This is a genomic window from Candidatus Berkiella aquae (assembly GCF_001431295.2).
Lineage (GTDB): Bacteria > Pseudomonadota > Gammaproteobacteria > Berkiellales > Berkiellaceae > Berkiella > Berkiella aquae.
Window position 1 is genome coordinate 2,156,121 of sequence record NZ_LKAJ02000001.1, and the last position, 18,133, is coordinate 2,174,253.

The window sequence follows — 18,133 nt, forward strand, 5'->3', positions numbered from 1 at the left end:
AGTGAGTAATACTTTAAGACGTCTCATTTTTATAGTTTTTTTCTTTTTTAGCGAACAACAAATCTTATTCGCTGATGAGCCAGTTAATACAACTAATGAGCAAACTACGGTAATTCAACTTAACTACCGCACGCCAGATGAAATTTTACCTGCAATAACGCCATTTTTAGATAAAGGTGCAAACGCCAAAGCTTTTGAGAATCAAATTATTTTACAAACAAGCCCAAGCAACCTTGCTGCTATTAAAAGCATCATTCAGAAATTAGATATACCTACTAAACAATTGATGATTAGTGTTTCAAATGGTTATGATAGACCAAGCGATGTCACTGCCAGCATGCAGACTATCACTACTACTCGAGAAGCAGATACCAATATTGATCATATTCGTGTCAGTAACGGACAAGTCGCATTTATTAATACCAGTGTTACCATACCATTAATTACCAGCCAGTTTGCGGGCAGTGATAATTATCATGCAGAAGGATCTTTTGCAGGAGCAGGCCCAGCCGGAATCATTTCAGGGCAAGGAACAGCAAATGAAATAGCTCATGCCTATGGCCAGACTGTTGATTATCAAAATTTAAATAGCGGACTACTCGTTAGACCTCAAGTGCTAGGTAATCAAGTGAAACTTGATTTATTATCGCAAGTTCAACAAGCTTACAATAATTATCAAGATACCCAACAACCAACGTATTCTGGCTTAAAAACAGAAACTTCATTAACCGTTCCTCTAAACCAATGGGTCTATTTTGGTGGCAATCGAACTGAAGATGATCCTACTTTGCAAACTATTCGCACCCAACCTAAAGACCAAAATCAACGCTCTTTATGGCTTAAAGTAGATGTTCTGAATGAATAATTCATGGAAAAGGATGTCCTCATTGCCCATGCAAAGTGGATGTCCTACATACCCTCTTCTACATGCCCTCTCTCTTCTCTAGAACCGCAAAAATGGCTGTCCTACATACCCTCTTCCTTAGAGCTTCAAAAATGGCTGTCCTGCATACCATTTACTCGTAGAAGATGACCTTTTGTCGATATTTAGTTGCTCAGATATCTCAATGTTAGACAATACCGATTCTTGTTTATAGGAATAATTTTGAGCTTCGTATGACCGATCAATCTGAAATTAAAATGGACCTGCTAAATGAATGGCAAATGCCCCTTTTGCCTACGGTTAGCCTTGTTATTCCCTTATCAGAATTAGTGCCACCTAATCCATTTAAAAAAGAAGCCTCAAGCCCTCTTGATCTGACAGCGCTTTTCGAGCATACACAAAAAAATGAAGACCTATTCGATAATGACGAAGAATCAACTGAAACTGATGACGATCGTCTCGTTATTTTAGCAAAAGCTATCGCAGAATTTTACGACAATGCCCCAGCAATGGGCGAAGAAGTATTTAAACAAGGATTTCAAACTGGCAAACATGTTATCCATTCATCCTCTCCAATAGCACTACATCTTGCTGCACGAAATGGGGATTTGGCTGAAATTAAAAAATTGATTGGCCAGGGATTTAAAGTCAATGCAGAAGACTTCCTTTCTAGCACGCCACTGCATATCGCTGCCAATTATGGTCGAACGGAAGCTGTTAAGCTCTTATTACAATATGGTGCAAATGTTCATGATCTCAGCTATGAAGGGTTTAGTGCCATACAATTGGCAATTCATAAAGGGCATTACAGTGCTGCACAAGTTTTAGTTGCACAAGGCAAAGTTAATCCAAGCCAAATTTCTGCTAAAGGCGAAACACCTCTTAATATGCTATTTGATGCGTTTATTGCCAAAATGAAGAGCCATGAAATTGAAGCTCAAACACCAAAAGCAATTAAAGAAGTTCATGAAATGTTAGAGGCACTTGAGACTTTTGCTGCCCACGGTGGAAAATATTGCCATTATGTGGTTCCTTTTGTTGCGGAAAATACTAAATCGGGCGGGACTTCAAATCAATTTTACAAATTCCCAATTAGTATGCAGTTAAAAATTTATTCAGGCTTTGCGCCCACTGAAGCATTAAGAGAAAAAATTCTAAAACTTGCAGAAAAAATTTACGCCACTGACAAATCAGAAGATGCCTTTTTAAGCGCTAAAAATCTATTAAATGTTTTCCCTACCGGCCAGTTATATTACATTAAAATCGGTGATGGTAACAAAATCATCATGAAATCAGATGGGCACTTCAAGCTCTTTACAACAGAATTAGCAAAAAACTCTTTAACTGCGTATCTGCAAAAATTAACCACCGAACATGCTGATCCTGTAGAAATTGCCGCTTTTACACGTTTGAAAGAAATATATACCAATGCTCATGAATTTGTTTCTAAAACAGGACAATCTTCAACCATCGAACACTATTTATCTTTGTATGAACAAGGTAAAACAATTCTTATCCCCTCAGGATGGGAAGGACACTTTGTAACTATTTTTGCATCTCAAGCCCAAAAAGTAGTCGGTGTGGGTAATAGTGGTGAACGTTACATGAATATTCAACCCGGGATCTCATTTTATAAAACGACTGACCAATTAGATCCTGCCTTTATAAAAGAATTAGCCTTTAATCAAAATAAGAAGCATTTTGAGTTTGATAAAATGTATGACTATGGCCTGCTTGAAAAAATTGGTTCTATCTCTGTCACCGAACAGAAATATGGTAATTGCACCTGGGAAAGCCATCGAGATGCCATTGAAGGAATGCTTTTGATTGAGTTACTCAATCTCAATACGTCACCAAGCGCAGCAAAAGACATTGCACATCGATATTTTCAAGGATGGGATCACTTCCATGGCCAATATCAATTAAACGAATACTTAAATGGCGATCTGGTTTTACCAGCCAAAGCATTGATTGATATTTTTAGTGAAGTTCATCAAAAAACTCAACAAGGCCAATTTACTGAACATGAAAAGAGTTATGCAAAAACCATTCTCAATGCATTAACTTCACCACAATACACAGCTGAATTTAAACATTGGCTGCAAAATGATGGCTCTTCAACTAAAGGCCTTCAGCTTAAGGCACTCTTTTCAGGCTATGGATTAGATCTCACTGAAAAAGGTGGCATATCAGGTAAAGTCGCAGATACACATCTAAATGAAGCGATTGCACAGTTCAAAGCTTTACATAAAAATCTTGAAACCAGCAATGCTCAAGAAACGCATCATGCTGACGATGTAGCAAATTATACCGCAACACCCACCCCAACAACGCTACCTCATTTTGAAGTAGCGGTAGAAGGGTTCTAGGTTCGCTGCAATGGGATTAGTGAGGCTGCTCCATTGCTGCAGTTTCTAATTGCTTGCCAGCGAGAAATAACCAAGTCTCTAATACGGTATCAGGATTAAGCGAAACGCTATCGATCCCTTTTTCAACTAACCACTTTGCTAAGTCTGGATGATCAGAAGGCCCTTGACCACAGATCCCAACGTATTTCCCTTGCTTCTTACAAGCTTGAATTGCTTTGCTCATCAAATATTTGACCGCTTCATCACGCTCATCAAATTGTCCTGCGATAATGCCAGAGTCGCGGTCAAGGCCTAATGTAAGCTGAGTTAAATCATTTGAACCAATAGAAAATCCATCAAAATGCTCTAAAAAGCCTTCTGCTAAAATCGCATTAGATGGCAATTCGCACATCATTATCACCCGTAAACCATTTTCGCCTCGACGTAAACCATTTTCAGCCATTGTTGCTAAGACTTGTTTTCCTTCAGCAATAGTACGAACAAAGGGGATCATAACTTCAACATTGGTTAATCCCATCGTATCACGCACATACCGAATGGCTTCACATTCTAATGCAAAACAAGGCTTAAAATTTGCAGCAATATAACGAGATGCCCCTCGAAAACCAATCATCGGATTTTCTTCAAGTGGTTCAAATGTTTTACCTCCCACTAAATTGGCATATTCATTTGATTTAAAATCAGAGAATCGAACAATCACTTTCTGTGGATAAAAAGCAGCTGCTAGCGTTGCAATACCCTCTGATAATTTTTTAACATAAAATGATTTTGGATCAGAATATCCAGCCATTTTATGGGCTATTTTAGCTTTTACCTCAGCAGGCAATGTCTCAAATGCAAGACATGCATTTGGATGTACTCCAATCATTTGACTGATAATAAATTCTAAACGCGCTAAACCAATACCGGCATTAGGCAATGATTGAAAATCAAAAGCACGATCAGGATTAGCAACATTCATCATGACTTTGAAAGGTAATGCCGGCATTTTGTCTAATTCAATTTTTTTCACTTCAAATGGGAGTTGACCTTCATAAACATAACCAACATCACCTTCAGCGCAACTTATTGTTACCATCTGGCCTTCTTTGATTTGTTTAGTTGCATCATGGCTGCCCACTACCGCCGGGATCCCAAGTTCTCTGGCAATAATAGCTGCATGGCAAGTACGTCCTCCTCGATTAGTGACTATCGCACTAGCACGCTTCATGATAGGTTCCCAATCGGGATCGGTCATATCAGCAACGAGCACATCACCCGGCTTTAGCTTATCCATCTCGCTAGGATCACGCAAAATTCTTGCAACACCACTACCAATGCGCTGACCAATACTACGGCCTTCCACTAAAATAGAGCCACGTTGCAATAGATGATAACGCTCAATAATTTTTGAACGAATACGACTTTTTACTGTTTCAGGTCGTGCTTGTACAATATAAAGTTGTCCATCGATGCCATCTTTAGCCCATTCAATATCCATTGGGCGATTATAATGCTTTTCTATAATGACGGCCTGTTCTGCGAGTTGTTGAATTTCATCATCTGATAATGAAAAGGCAGTACGTTCTTCTGCTTCAACTTCGACTTTGGTGACACAAGCATGATTGCCTTCGATAACCGTGTCTTCTTGGTAGATCATTTTGAGTTGTTTACTACCTAAGTTGCGTCTCACAATAGCGGGGCGTTTTGCGGCTAAGGTCGGTTTGTGGACATAAAACTCATCAGGATTAACGGCACCTTGCACCACCATTTCACCCAAACCATAAGAAGAAGTAATAAAGACCACATCGGTAAAGCCAGATTCGGTATCCATACTAAACATAACACCGCTTGCAGCAAGGTCACTGCGAACCATTTTTTGTACACCGGCAGATAGTGCAATATCTTGGTGCACGAAACCATGATGAACTCTATAGGCAATGGCTCTATCATTAAATAATGAAGCAAATACTTCTTTCATCGCGCTTAATATGTTGTCTAAGCCACGAATATTGAGAAACGTTTCTTGTTGACCTGCAAATGAAGCCTCTGGTAAATCTTCAGCTGTGGCAGAAGATCGTACTGCAACCGCACAAAGTGGATCACCATTACAAAGGCTTTCATAAGATTGATGAATGGCATCGATAAATTCAGCTTGAAAGGGAGTTTCGACTATCCAATGACGGATTTTTTGCCCGACTTTTCGTAATTCATTAACATTTTCTACATCGAGCTTATCAAGCTGCTCATAAATTTTTTCTGCTAAGCCATCTTGTTGTAAAAAGGCACGAAAAGCATCTGCGGTGGTTGCAAAGCCATCGGGTACCTTAACGCCGGCTTGCGTTAAATGGCAAATCATTTCACCCAAGGAGGCATTTTTACCACCCACTTTATCTACATCTTTGATACCTAGCTTATTTAAAGGAATGACGTGCGATTGTAATGACATATGACCCCCGACCTGGCATAAGTTGAAGCTTATTATACCCAGAGCGAAGCATGACTTGAAGTGTAACCCTTGTTGAAATAACTATGCTAAACTAACGCTATATTTTCTTTTTGAAAGATAGCTCTGTGGCTCAACGTACCGTCTTTTTTATTTCTGACCGAACCGGTATTACGGCTGAAACATTAGGATTGAGTTTAATTTCTCAATTCGAAGGCATTCCGTTTATTCACGTAACACTGCCATTTGTAGATTCCGCAGAAAAGGCTCGTGAGACCACCCAACGAATCAATCAAGCTTACCAACAAGATGGAGCCCAACCACTTGTTTTTGCGACCATCGTCGATCCTGAAATTCGTTCGCTGCTTGAAAAATGTGACGGCTTTTACATCGATTTTTTCAAAACCTTTATTCCTGGTTTAGAAAATGAGCTTAAAATGGCATCTGCCAATGTCATGGGACGAATTCATGGTGTTGGGGATAGCAATGTTTATAATACCCGTATCGAGGCTGTTAATTACGCTTTAAATTATGATGATGGCGCCAGAACCAATGGCTATGATACCGCCGATGTCATTTTGGTTGGCGTTTCGCGCTGCGGTAAAACGCCTACGAGCCTTTATCTTGCAATGCAATTTGGTATTCGGGCTGCTAATTACCCCATCACAGAAGAAGATTTACATTCTACCCAATTACCTAAAGCATTGCGCCCTTATCAGCATAAATTATTTGGACTCACTATCGATCCAAAACGCTTGCATGCAATTCGCTCTAGCCGACGCCCTAATAGCCAATATGCGCAGCTTGCACAATGTGAAAATGAAGTTAAAACCGTTGAAGCCATGTTTCATCAGGAAAATATCCCTTACCTCAGTTCAACTAATTTATCGATTGAGGAATTAGCCACTAAGTTAATGGTTATTTCTGGCATTGAGCGTCGATTAAGATAATTCATCATCCACTGCTCAAATAAAAACCATATTACACCGTAATTAAAGTCCAACCTTTGGAGATCGCGGAGTAACCTCTTGGGTAACGACTAGATCCATTGACACAGGTATCACAACGGTGGGTAAGGTCTGGGTTGAGGCCGGTTTTTCTTGCTCCACTTTTTCTTCAGTCACTTTTTCTGCTGATATTTTTTCTTGCGCAGCTCGTTCTGTAGCCGCCTGTTCTTGTGCATTGGTATCTGTTGGTGCAGTGGGTACAACTTTAGATGCTAGTTTTTTAGCCAAAAGATTTGCAACTGCACCTTTCTCATGTATTTGCATGTCAATTTTTTTAGAAGGAGGGTTTTGTTGAGGTGTGGCTGTTTGTTTCTTATCGGCTGTTAACTCTTCATCGTCGTCCCACTCTTCATCTGCATCTACATCGTCATTTCCTTTAATAGCTTCTCTTAATAGCTTCTCTTCTGGCAAGAATGGCTTTTATACCAGAATCATCCACTAATTCATCACGTTTAAAAGTTTTAATTGAACTATCGACGGTTGATGCTACAACTACTCATTGACATAGCCTCAAATATTATAACGGTAATGTAAAAAAGACACTTTTACACAAGGATTAGTTTCATTTATTTAATATCCAGTTTCTTTGTGTTACACGAATTATCGCTACTTAAGAACTATTGTCTTTTCCAAAAGGTCTACCATACATACACCTTGCATTTGCAAGTAGATTGTTATGCGATAAAATTTACGATGTATATACAATTTATCAGGTATTGAAATGGCCATAGACGATGATGAAGATTGGAGTGAGGATGAAGATGAAAACGAGGAAGAGGATACGCTATCTCGAGAGGAGATGGATAAATTAGCAAAAGGATTCGTTCATCAATACACAAATGAACCAGCAGCAAAAGTAAAAGCAGAATCACCGCCCTTGCAAAATCCACTGAATACTTTGCCGAATGAAACCATTGAGTTTATTATTGATTTATTAAAAAAGGTAAATATTAATGCCAGTTTCAATCAGGATCAGAAACTAAACCTCGGTTATGAAGCTACGAATTTTGTTGCACTGAGAATGAGTCGCGTTTTAAGTGAATATGGCATAAAAAACAAACAAGTGCTTGACCAAGAAAAAATCAATGCACTAATGCAAAATAAAGAGATGCAAGCTGCATTGATAAACCAAATTAATAATGCAAGAAAAGGCATCACGAATGATTTTGATGTGCATACACCTTCCCCTGTTATCAAAAAAAGCGAGCAAGACAGTGCTATCACTCTCAAAAATCCACCACCTTTACCACCTCCAGTGCAGCCCGTCATACAACCTGATGATTCTGTTTTAAAAGCGATTTTGGATCGAAGAGGCGCTATTGAGAGAGATGATGATAACGAAGAAGCAAGAGAAAGAGAATGGCAAGAAGAAGAATTAACATCGAATACACAAAAAACAACTCAAACGCTACCACCCTCCTCTACAAGCAATAAAATTGATATGAAAAAATTTGAGGCAAGCCCTGTTGCTGAGTTATTCAAAAAAAGAGTACCGCCTGAAAAAACGGCAACCGGTATACCTGAAATACCCACAATGCCACCCTTACCTCAAACACCAACTACAAAAACACCTGTACTTGAAACACCCGTACTTGAAACACCCGTACTTGAAACACCCGTACTTGAAACACCCGTACTTGAAACACCCGTACTTGAAACACCCGTACTTGAAACACCCGTACTTGAAACACCTGTGCCTGAAACACCTGTGCCTGAAACACCCGTGCCTGAAACACCCGTGCCTGAAACACCTGTGCCTGAAACAGTTGAGGCACAAGTACTTAACACGCCAGAAACAAGCCCATTAACACAGGATTCATCCATTACGGTAACTTCTTCAACACCGACTGTGGATTCTAATAAACAAGCACTCCAAACAATATCAGAACAAGCACATAAACTTGAAAGCTATGCTGGTAATCTTGAGTATATAAAATATCTAAACAAAATATTTGAAGCCAAAATAACTAGCATTACTGAAATAAAAATCGACAAAATGCTGGGAGAATTTATCAAAAGAACAGGGCTTAATTATAACTCAACTGAATTAAAAGCAATGCTTCGCAATGACAACGATGAAGAACGTAAAAAGACCATAAGCAAACTGGTTGAAGAAATAAATGATATCTATGTTAAAAGAGCAGATGCTATTTATAAACCAATAGCTCAAATCCATCTCGATGAATATAATAAAAGATGTAATGAAATTTCTACAAATGTTGCTAATGGAACAATAACCAAAAATGAGGCTATCGAACAAATTAAACAAGAAAGAGAATTAACCTTAAAAAAACATAAAGAGAATGATGAGGTAAAAAAAGCTTCAATAGTAGGCACTTCTTCTCTGACCAAAATGATGGTACAAGAATTAGGTGCATTAGCCTTGTTAAATAGGCATTTACATATTCAAAAAAACAAGAACAAATCAGCCGACGAAAAAAAAGAAGTAAAGGTAACCGTTAAAAAATGGTTTACTAATAGGCAGCCTGAAGTACAAGAATTAGGCGCAGACCGTGCTCATGATATCCATCCGCAAAATATTCATGAACTTGGTTTAGTACATCCCTCTTTTATAATTGATCTTGACAGTGCTGAAAAAAAAGCTAAAGACACTATCAGTAAAATTGATATTCTTAAACCGACACTAACAACGCCTTCATATTTAGGCACATCTCCATCGGTAACCCAAGCAAGCGAATTATCTTCATCAGCAAGCAAGGCGCCTCCGCTTCCTCTTGTTTCAGAAAAAGAAGTTAATGAGACACCACAAAGTATTGCTGAATCAAAAAAACCCAAAACTTCAAAAAGCATTTTTTCAAGAATAGGAAATTTCTTTGCTTCCATAAAAAATTTCTTTACATCCCTTATAAGAACAGAAGCTAAACAAGTCAGCTCCCAGCAACCTATCCCACAGTCTGCTGATGTTATGCCACCACAAAGTTCTGAAGCCGTCACATCCTTACCCTCAACTACGCTTGAAAGAACGCGGCAATGGCAACCTGCAATAAAACCCAATGCAGAAAGTAATGTTAATTTGTTTACTCAAACAAAAGCAGAGGGTCAAACTCGAGTTCAATCTATTACCCATCAACTTCAATCCACTATTCAAACACCGGTAGCAACTGCTTCACCGTCGTCGATTAACGATCTAGCTGATAAATTATCCTCTGCAAATGACAGTGAATTAAATGCTTTAGGAATTAAAAATTTTGAAATGCTTGAACCAATGACACCTTCTTCACCCGCTCAAATTAAAATGAATGTTTACTGCACTGAAGATACCTCCGTAAATGGTAAAACAACAGAAGTGAAAGCTGAACACAAACCGGGAACGGAAGGTGTTACCTATATGATAAAGAAAGAGATGAATGAGAGTGAAAGACAACAAAGCATTGAAAAAATCTGCAAATTAGCCGTTGCAACAGCCAAGCCAGGCACTGAATTTAAAATACCCAATCAAGATCCAGTACGAAAAGCGGCAACCGAAGCCGCTCTTGAAAAAGCCTTACAAACTCAATATCCAGAATCTTACGTGAAAGGACAACTTAAAGTGCCAGAAGCACCAAAGCAAGAAAAGGCATTAAGAACCTAATGTATTTACACTTAATTTGAACCAAATAGGACATTATTAAGTCACACAAAGTAATATTGAATACATAATGGTGAAATAATGAGTCTTACTGGTACTGACGACTCAAGCTTACCCCCTATAGAGCCTATTGATCCTACTTTGTCTGAAAAAGAACAAGAAAAATTAAAAGCATTTCAAAAAACTTTACAAAATAATCTCGACAAACAAAAGGCCGCTCAAGAAAAAGCAGATACCGCTAATACTAAAAGTTACGTTGAACACTATAAAGATGACATGAAAAGTATGTGGGAGCAAACGAAACAAACTTTTAGTAATGCAGAAGTTGCCAAAGATGAATATGAGGCCTTTGCCCAATTACTACAGTATCTTTTGCAATTATTTGCATTTGCCTCCAGTCCTGCGACACAAGCATTAAATGCGGCGGGGGAAAAAGCTTGGGCCCAAATGAAAGAATCCTATCATCAAAGACAAGCTGATCTTCAAGGTGAAAAATACAGTGATATTGAACACCAGGAATCGAGACTCAACAAGCTAGTTGAATTAATTGAACAATCGTCTAATAAAATAGCTGATTTAAAAGCAAGAATACAACAAGAAGGTGGCACTGGAAAAGCAGCAAGATTAGAGCGTCAATTAGCATTTGAAAATGAGAAATTAAAGATGCTGGTTGAAGCCAAAGAAAAAACTGATGCTAGAATTACCGAACTCAAAAAACTAGAAAATCCTAATGAGCAAACGGTAACTTTAGATAGCGCTCCTGATGAACCAAAACCAGAAGACGAAATACTGTTTTCTACCACTACCACGCCTAGCCTTCAGCAAGGCAACACTGTCCACAAACCTGAAGGTACCAATCAAATTCTTTTTTCAACAACCAGTACTGGCCCTCAAATAAAAACTGAGCCAGATCCGCTTGGTCCACTGGATGATTTATTAGATACCCGTTCACCACCAATAGTGCCGCAACATCGAAGCACAGAACGATCACCTATTGTTAATGATACTCAACTTTCCATCAAGGAATTTCATGAGAAGCTAAAATCCCTTAAGAGTGAGCAATTAGCTGAATTAGGGATTAAGAAATTTGAAGCGATAAGTCCTGATGCCTCTTCTACCATCAAATTGAGCATGTATTCTACATCTGATACTTCTCCCACAGGAAAAACTACCGATGTCACCGTTGAGCATAAACCGGGAACAGAAGGGATCACTTATTCTATGAAAAAAGACATGTCTGCAGAAGAGAAACTTCAAACCATAGAACAAATCTGTAAATTAGCAGTAGAAACGGCAAAACCAGGCACTGAATTTAAAGTGCCGTCCCAAGATCCAGAGCGTAAAGCGGCTACGGAAGCCGCTTTAAATAAGGCGTTAAAAGCAAAATACCCAGATTATGTCGAAGGCAAATTTAAAGTTCCGGACAATAAAAGGCCAAGCGCAAATTTAGGGCACTAATTCAAAAAATTAAATGAATAGGGAGAAGCTATGAATAAAGGTCCTATCTCAACTACTTTTTCAAACAAAATTGATAAGCTAGATGGACGCTATCAGAACCCTAGAGATAAAAATAAGATATTAACACCAGCCGCTAAAAGTGCCGTAGACGATCTAAAAAAATTTATAGGATATGAAGGCGATAGTGGTGCTGGGAAATTTTTAGTCGATTCTCCGTTAGAACAATTATTAACGAATAAAATTCCAAGCGTGCAAATTAATTCTAAAGCAACTCTCACAAGAGATGAAGTGATTGCCACACAAAACTCTGTGAAGATCTATGCAGATAACACCCTTGATTCCAAAAGACTACAAAATTCCTTAGCCATTAAAAATACGGATGGCACAACTGCTAATTTAGATAAAAAGCAATGCTCATTTGACGCAGGTAGACGAGTAATCATCTCTTCTGATTATATCGTCAATGATCATAACTTCATGCCTGTAGCACCCGTCGCGGTTAAAACCATTGCAGTTAGCGCACCCAATTTGCGTCAGGGAAAAGACACTCAAAGAGACTATTTTATCAACATTGATGGAACATTAAATAGTGAAAAATATAAAAAAGAAATGCAAAGCCGAGTAGAACTTATGTTAAGAGCAATGCATGAAGAAGGTGTAACTTACCCTGTCATTCCCGGTTTAGGCGCGGGCGATTTCGCTGGAGGATTTGCTAAAGAAGTAAGCACTATTATCGCGCAAGCTATTAAAGAAGAATTAGCTTCCGGTAAATATCCCCACTTTAAAGGGGTTGCATTATCCATGATTGACGGACCAAATGGCGTCAATTATCAAGCATACCAAAGCGTTTTTGATGGCTATGATGGTATCCCACCTGTTGCAGTTACCAATAAAGAAATGACCGCTATCGCACTTGCATTGGGAGAAAATGGTGAAATACCTGGCTATGTGATAGCCGACCATCCTATCCGACGTCCAGGAAATGGCTGGGCTGTTAATAAAGATGGCACGGGAGCTGGTGCTCAAGAAGAAACTGGCACTAAACATTTAGGGTGCTATTTAGTTGCTCAAGCCCATGAATTAAACCCACAAATGCTAGATGCTAGTAAAGTTAAAACTTTAAAACTAAACGCACCTTCACAAATGAAAACTGCTGACGATATCGAACAAGCTACTCAAATCAATCAGGCTAGACAAACGGCAATGGCGATTAAAAATAGATTTGGCCCAAACCTTCAAGGAAGAATCCTTATTTCAACACCCAATTCTCAAGGAGATCTTACTTTTCAATTTAAGGATTCAGCAGCAGCCAATGCATTTTGCCAAGCTATGGCAAATGGTATGTTTGGAGAAAAAATATTGAATGCCCAGGGCGGACCTAAAGTTCCCTTTCCTGCAACTAAAAATAACATTAACGGCCCTTATAAAGTAGCAATAACTGCTAACAATATGCAAAGAATACAACAAGGTTTAACCTCACCGCTTCCTGAAAATACAGCAACTCCTCCTTTACCAACCCCAGATTTATCTCCCAAAAATACCAATGCAATAGCTACCTTCGTTCAAGGAAGTGCTCTGGATATTCCAGCAGACATATATGTTAATGCTTCAAGTGCAACTACTTTAGAAATGAATGCTTGGGCTGGTATCGCTGGCCAAATTAGAGATAATCTTTCGACACCCTCCCAAAAAATTGTGAGTGAAGACTGGCAGAAACATGGCAAAAAAATTGATGCAGGAAAAGCAACCATTGTCACCGATCAAAAAGGTGTTCCAGCAAAATTAGATTTGAAGAATGGAAAAAGTGCTTTTTTGATACATGCAAGTGCTCCAATAGCAGGCACGAATAAACATGATCCCTTACTGATAAATACATTGAAAAGCGCCTACCGAGGAATATTAGATGAAGCTCATCAACTACAACAACAAAACACTGCTAAGTCTTTAACAGTTGCTTGTGCTCCTTTAGGTATCGGAATTTATGGCAATGATCCAAAAGTTTCAGCTAAAGCAGCATTTGATGCAATTCAAGAATTTCGGCAAGCTAACCCAAATGCAGAAGTGAATTTAAAGTTTGGTAATTTTGGCGGGCCCAAGAACAATGAATTCCAATCTGCATTTGAAGCAGAACAATTAAAAGTTGCAACTGACGCAGCAAAAAAGACTACTACCGTTTCCAAAAAACCGAATACCTCTGAAGATAAAAAGCCAATAGTAACTCCTGAAAAACAGCCTACTCCTATTGAAGTAGAAAAAGCGTTTGTTACGCCTGAGAAAGCCGCTACTGTAGAAGTTCAAAAAACGACGGCCGTCACCAAAAAACAATCTAAAAAGACTAGTTCAACAGCTCTTAATGATGATTTATTTAATAAAAATAAAGCGATTACTCCTCAGCGTGATGGAAAACAAAAAACTCAAGTTATTAATGATAAACAACTTTCAATCGCAGAACTCCATAGTAGTTTAAAATCAAAAACTAAGGAAGAATTAGTTGCCGCTGGAATTAAAAATTTCAAAGTGATTGAGCCTGCAACACCCAAAGGTTCAAGTTATCTCAAACTAGATATATTCTGTACAAAAGATGTATCTGCAACAGGTAAAACAACCGATGTCACAGTCGAACATAAACCAGGGACGGAAGGCATTACTTATGCAATCAAAAAAACCATGCCAATATCAGAAAAAGAACAAGCGATAGAAAGAATTTGCAAATTAGCCGTTGACAGTGCGAAACCAGGCACAGTATTTAAAATACCAACTAAAGATCCCCAACAACAAGCAATGACAGAAGCTGCTTTAGATAAAGCTTTACAAGCAAAATATCCAGAAACTTACCTTAAAGACCAGTTAAAGGTTCCAGATCTACCCGATAAACCTTTACAGCGTAATTTAAAATAAAGCCATAAACTCAGGGACAGTCCAATCTAACCAAGCTTCTTGTTGAAGCAATTGTTTGATATCTGTTGATTTTGCTTCACCTAAAAATGCTTGGCAATTTCTCTCAAATTTTTGCCACATTAATGGGATCCCTTCTTCACGTCTTCGACGATGACCTAAAGGATATTCACAAGTTTGTATAAATTGACTACCATCGGTTAAAGTAATGGTCAATTCATTGGCGATAGAGCGCTTTTTCGGATCTAAATAATCTTGGCTATATTGTGAATTCTCTTCCACCACCATTTTATCACGCAAGATATCGATGGCGGGGTCATGAGCAGTTTCATCTTCATAATGAAAAGCTTGCAAATCACCTTTGAGTAAAGCAACAGCAACCATATATTGCAAACAATGGTCACGATCAGCTGGATTGTATAATTTTCCTGTTTTATTAATAATGCGCATTGCCGCATTATGGGTTTTGATGGAAATTTTGCTAATTTCTTGCAACCTGTCTTTTAATTTATCATGTAATTTTATTGCACATTCTACGGCTGTTTGCGCATGAAATTCTGCAGGATAAGCAATTTTAAATAAAATATTTTCCATCACGTAACTGCCTAATGGACGTGCTAATTGAACCGGTTTTCCTTTAAATAAAACATCACCAAATCCCCAACGTGGTGCACTCACCGCACTTGGATAACCTGTTTCACCTTGTAACGTTAACATGGCTAACCGCACCCCGCGACTGGTTGCATCGCCTGCCGCCCAAGATTTTCGACTCCCTGTATTAGGCGCATGTCGATAAGTACGTAAGCTCTGACCATCTACCCATGCTTGTGATAATGCATTGAGTACATCATTTTTAGAGCCTCCTAAAAGTTTGGTTACCACACCGCAAGTCGCAACTTTAACTAAAATGACATGATCGAGCCCGACAGCATTAAAGCTGTTTTCAAGGGCAAGCACACCTTGGATCTCATAGGTTTTGATCATGGCTTCCAAGATATCTCGAACAGAGTATTTTTTATTTTGAAAGTCTGCCGTCCTTCGACTAACAAAATCCATGACACTTAATATCCCACCTAAATTATCAGAAGGATGCCCCCATTCTTGGGCAAGCCAAGTATCATTGTAATCTAACCAACGAATCATCGTCCCTATATCAAAAGCGGCTTTAATGGGATCGAGTTCATCATGCGTTCCAGGAATTTTAACCCCATTTTTAATTTGAGTGTCTTTTATCCAAGGCCCTAATAATTTGGTGCATGCGGGGAAAGTCAACGCCAACATTGCGCACCCCATACTATCGATGAGGCAGTTTTTAGCGGTTTCGAATGCTAATTCGCTTTGAATTTCAACATCACAAATATAATCCGCTAATGTAACAAGCAGTTCATCAAATGAAGGTCTTGTATTATCCCGAATATCACCAGCATGCATTATGATCGATCCTTAAGTGAAACAAAGGCAACAGGTTCAGGTCCAATATATTCTGCAGAAGGACGAATCAGTTTATTATTAGCACGTTGTTCCAACACGTGTGCTGCCCATCCGGTTAATCTTGCAATCACAAAAATTGGAGTAAATAAAGAGGTAGGAATACCACAAAAATGATAAGCGCTGGCGCTATAAAAATCTAAATTAGGGAATAACTTTTTCTCATCCCACATTATTTTTTCAATCTTCTCAGAAACGGCAAATAAGGTTTTATCACCTAATGCCTCACTTAAGGCTTTTGCTTGTTTTTTGATCACTTCAGAACGAGGATCGGAGGTCGTATACACCCGATGACCAAATCCCATGATTAAGGCTTTCTCTTGTAGTTTTGTTAAAAGGCCTTTTTCAGCTGCCTCTGGCGTTGCATATTGTTGGATTAACATCATCGCGGCTTCATTAGCACCCCCATGTAATGGGCCACGTAACGTGCCAATTGCGGCGGTAATAGCAGAATAAAAATCTGATAAGGTCGCAGCACAAACTCTTGCTGCAAAGGTAGAAGCATTAAATTCATGCTCTGCGTATAAAATCAACGACAGATCGAGTGTTTTCACCATGAGCTTGCCAAGCTCACTATTCATATCCCACGTAGGGCCATGCAATAATTTTAAAAAATATTCAGCGGTACTCTTTGCTTCAATATCTAATGCAATGGAATTGCCATTTAAATGATAATGGTACCAATACAATAAAGCGCCAGGAAATAATGATAGCAATCTATCGGCGACTTCTTGTCCGCTGCGATTAGCACCTTCAGGTTCCAGTGTGCCCACAAAAGAACAAACCGTTCGTAATACATCCATCGGATTGGCTTGCGCAGGAATTCGTTTAAGCAAATCAGCGACTTCTTTGGGTAACCCTCTTAAACTCTGTAATTTTTCATTATATTGCGATAACTGTTGGACAGTGGGTAACTTTCCGTCAATCAATAAATAAGCAACTTCTTCAAAGCTTGCTTTTTCGGCTAAATCAAAAATAGAATAGCCGCGATAATGTAAATTATTACCTGCATGTCCAACAGTACATATCGCAGTTTGGCCTGCAACAACGCCTGCTAAACCTCCGGTTTTAGTTGTTGGCATCTTCTCGCTCCATGAGTTGATTATATTCATCTAATTCTTTTTCGTAATTTTCATATTGCAAATATTGGTACAGTTCATCGCGAGTTTGCATCAGCGGAATAACGCTTTGCTGAGTGCCTTGTTGCAATATCGCTTCATAAACTTTTAAAGCAGCTTGATTCATCGCACGAAAGGCACTAAGGGGATATAAAATCATGCTAACACCTACTTTAGCTAATGATTCTCGGCTAAAAAGCGGCGTTTTACCAAACTCGGTGATATTAGCTAATACGGGGATGGTTAATGCTCGTGTAAATTGTAGATAATGATCTAAGCTATCTAATGCTTCAACAAAAATAGCATCAGCTCCAGCGGCTTCATAGGTTCTGGCTCTTTCTAATGCGCCTTGTAGCCCTTCAACCGCAAAAGCATCCGTTCTTGCCATCACCATAAAACTATCGCTATTGCGTCCATCAAGCGCGGCTTTAATTTTTCCGACCATGGATTCTGTGCTCACCAGTTTTTTACCGCTTCGGTGCCCACAACGTTTTGCTTCAGTTTGATCTTCAATATGTGCCCCAGCTGCTCCTGCTTTTGATAGCATAGAAAAAGTGCGACGAATATTTAAAGGGCTTCCCCACCCGGTATCCGCATCAACCAGAAGGGGCAATGTCGATGCTTGGGTTATTTTGGTCACTTCGGTAACCACATCATCTAAGGATGTCATGGCAAGATCGGGTAAAGCCAAGCGCGAATTCGCAACACCCGCCCCCGATAAATAGAGTGCTTTATGGCCTGATGCCTCTGCCAATCGTGCAGCATAAGCGTGTATCGTACCAACGATTTGTAAAGGTTTTTCGGTTTGAATGGCCTGTCGAAGTAATTGTCCTGGCTCTGTCAGCACGAGAATCTCCTTTTTCACCATAGCTGATAGGCTATTGTAGCCTGATGGTAAGCG

The 18,133-nt window shown here is 39.1% G+C and carries 11 protein-coding genes; 6 read left to right on the plus strand and 5 right to left on the minus strand.

Annotation, left to right across the window (positions count from 1 at the left end; translation table 11 throughout):
* Position 1: 1 nt before the first annotated feature.
* Together HT99x_RS09575 and HT99x_RS09580 are read left to right on the plus strand one after the other, a co-directional pair.
* Positions 2-865: a secretin N-terminal domain-containing protein gene (locus HT99x_RS09575; protein ID WP_075067082.1), complete on the plus strand. Its 864-nt coding sequence runs from the start codon at positions 2-4 to the stop codon at positions 863-865.
* A 251-nt stretch (positions 866-1,116) separates the two neighbouring features.
* Positions 1,117-3,252, plus strand: a complete 2,136-nt coding sequence (locus HT99x_RS09580; protein ID WP_075067083.1) for an ankyrin repeat domain-containing protein — start codon at positions 1,117-1,119, stop codon at positions 3,250-3,252.
* 16 nt (positions 3,253-3,268) lie between these two features.
* Here HT99x_RS09580 and ppsA read toward each other — a convergent pair whose 3' ends face one another.
* Positions 3,269-5,680 carry a phosphoenolpyruvate synthase gene (gene ppsA, locus HT99x_RS09585; RefSeq protein WP_075067084.1) on the minus strand — a complete coding sequence of 804 codons (2,412 nt, stop codon included), beginning with the start codon at positions 5,678-5,680 and terminating at the stop codon, positions 3,269-3,271.
* A gap of 125 nt (positions 5,681-5,805) precedes the next feature.
* Here ppsA and ppsR point away from each other — a divergent pair, with 125 nt between their 5' ends.
* The gene (ppsR, locus tag HT99x_RS09590) at positions 5,806-6,627 is read left to right on the plus strand and encodes a posphoenolpyruvate synthetase regulatory kinase/phosphorylase PpsR (RefSeq protein WP_075067085.1); all 822 of its coding nucleotides are present in this window, start codon (positions 5,806-5,808) and stop codon (positions 6,625-6,627) included.
* A gap of 42 nt (positions 6,628-6,669) precedes the next feature.
* On the opposite strand, the gene HT99x_RS09595 is transcribed toward ppsR, so the two are convergent.
* A complete protein-coding gene (locus HT99x_RS09595) occupies positions 6,670-7,095 on the minus strand; it encodes a hypothetical protein (protein WP_075067086.1) in 426 nt (141 codons plus the stop codon).
* Between the two features lie 310 nt (positions 7,096-7,405).
* Here HT99x_RS09595 and HT99x_RS09600 point away from each other — a divergent pair, with 310 nt between their 5' ends.
* The 3 genes from HT99x_RS09600 to HT99x_RS09610 all read left to right on the plus strand — a co-directional run bounded on the left by HT99x_RS09600 (position 7,406) and on the right by HT99x_RS09610 (position 14,629).
* Positions 7,406-10,276 carry a hypothetical protein gene (locus HT99x_RS09600; protein WP_102134661.1) on the plus strand — a complete coding sequence of 957 codons (2,871 nt, stop codon included), beginning with the start codon at positions 7,406-7,408 and terminating at the stop codon, positions 10,274-10,276.
* A gap of 78 nt (positions 10,277-10,354) precedes the next feature.
* Positions 10,355-11,731 carry a hypothetical protein gene (locus HT99x_RS09605; RefSeq protein ID WP_075067089.1) on the plus strand — a complete coding sequence of 459 codons (1,377 nt, stop codon included), beginning with the start codon at positions 10,355-10,357 and terminating at the stop codon, positions 11,729-11,731.
* A 30-nt stretch (positions 11,732-11,761) separates the two neighbouring features.
* Complete coding sequence (locus HT99x_RS09610) at positions 11,762-14,629, plus strand: macro domain-containing protein (RefSeq protein WP_075067090.1); 2,868 nt, start codon at positions 11,762-11,764, stop codon at positions 14,627-14,629.
* On the opposite strand, the gene HT99x_RS09615 is transcribed toward HT99x_RS09610, so the two are convergent.
* From HT99x_RS09615 to prpB, 3 genes are read right to left on the minus strand one after another with little or no spacing between them, the layout of a single operon-like run.
* Positions 14,621-16,057 (minus strand): bifunctional 2-methylcitrate dehydratase/aconitate hydratase, encoded by a 1,437-nt coding sequence (locus HT99x_RS09615; RefSeq protein WP_075067091.1) that lies wholly within the window; start codon positions 16,055-16,057, stop codon positions 14,621-14,623. The genes HT99x_RS09610 and HT99x_RS09615 overlap by 9 nt on opposite strands.
* A complete protein-coding gene (gene prpC / locus HT99x_RS09620) occupies positions 16,057-17,196 on the minus strand; it encodes a bifunctional 2-methylcitrate synthase/citrate synthase (RefSeq protein WP_075067092.1) in 1,140 nt (379 codons plus the stop codon). The genes HT99x_RS09615 and prpC overlap by 1 nt, the downstream gene beginning before the upstream one ends.
* Positions 17,183-18,100 (minus strand): methylisocitrate lyase, encoded by a 918-nt coding sequence (gene prpB / locus HT99x_RS09625; protein WP_075067153.1) that lies wholly within the window; start codon positions 18,098-18,100, stop codon positions 17,183-17,185. Before prpB ends, prpC begins: the two co-directional genes overlap by 14 nt.
* Positions 18,101-18,133 lie beyond the last annotated feature (33 nt).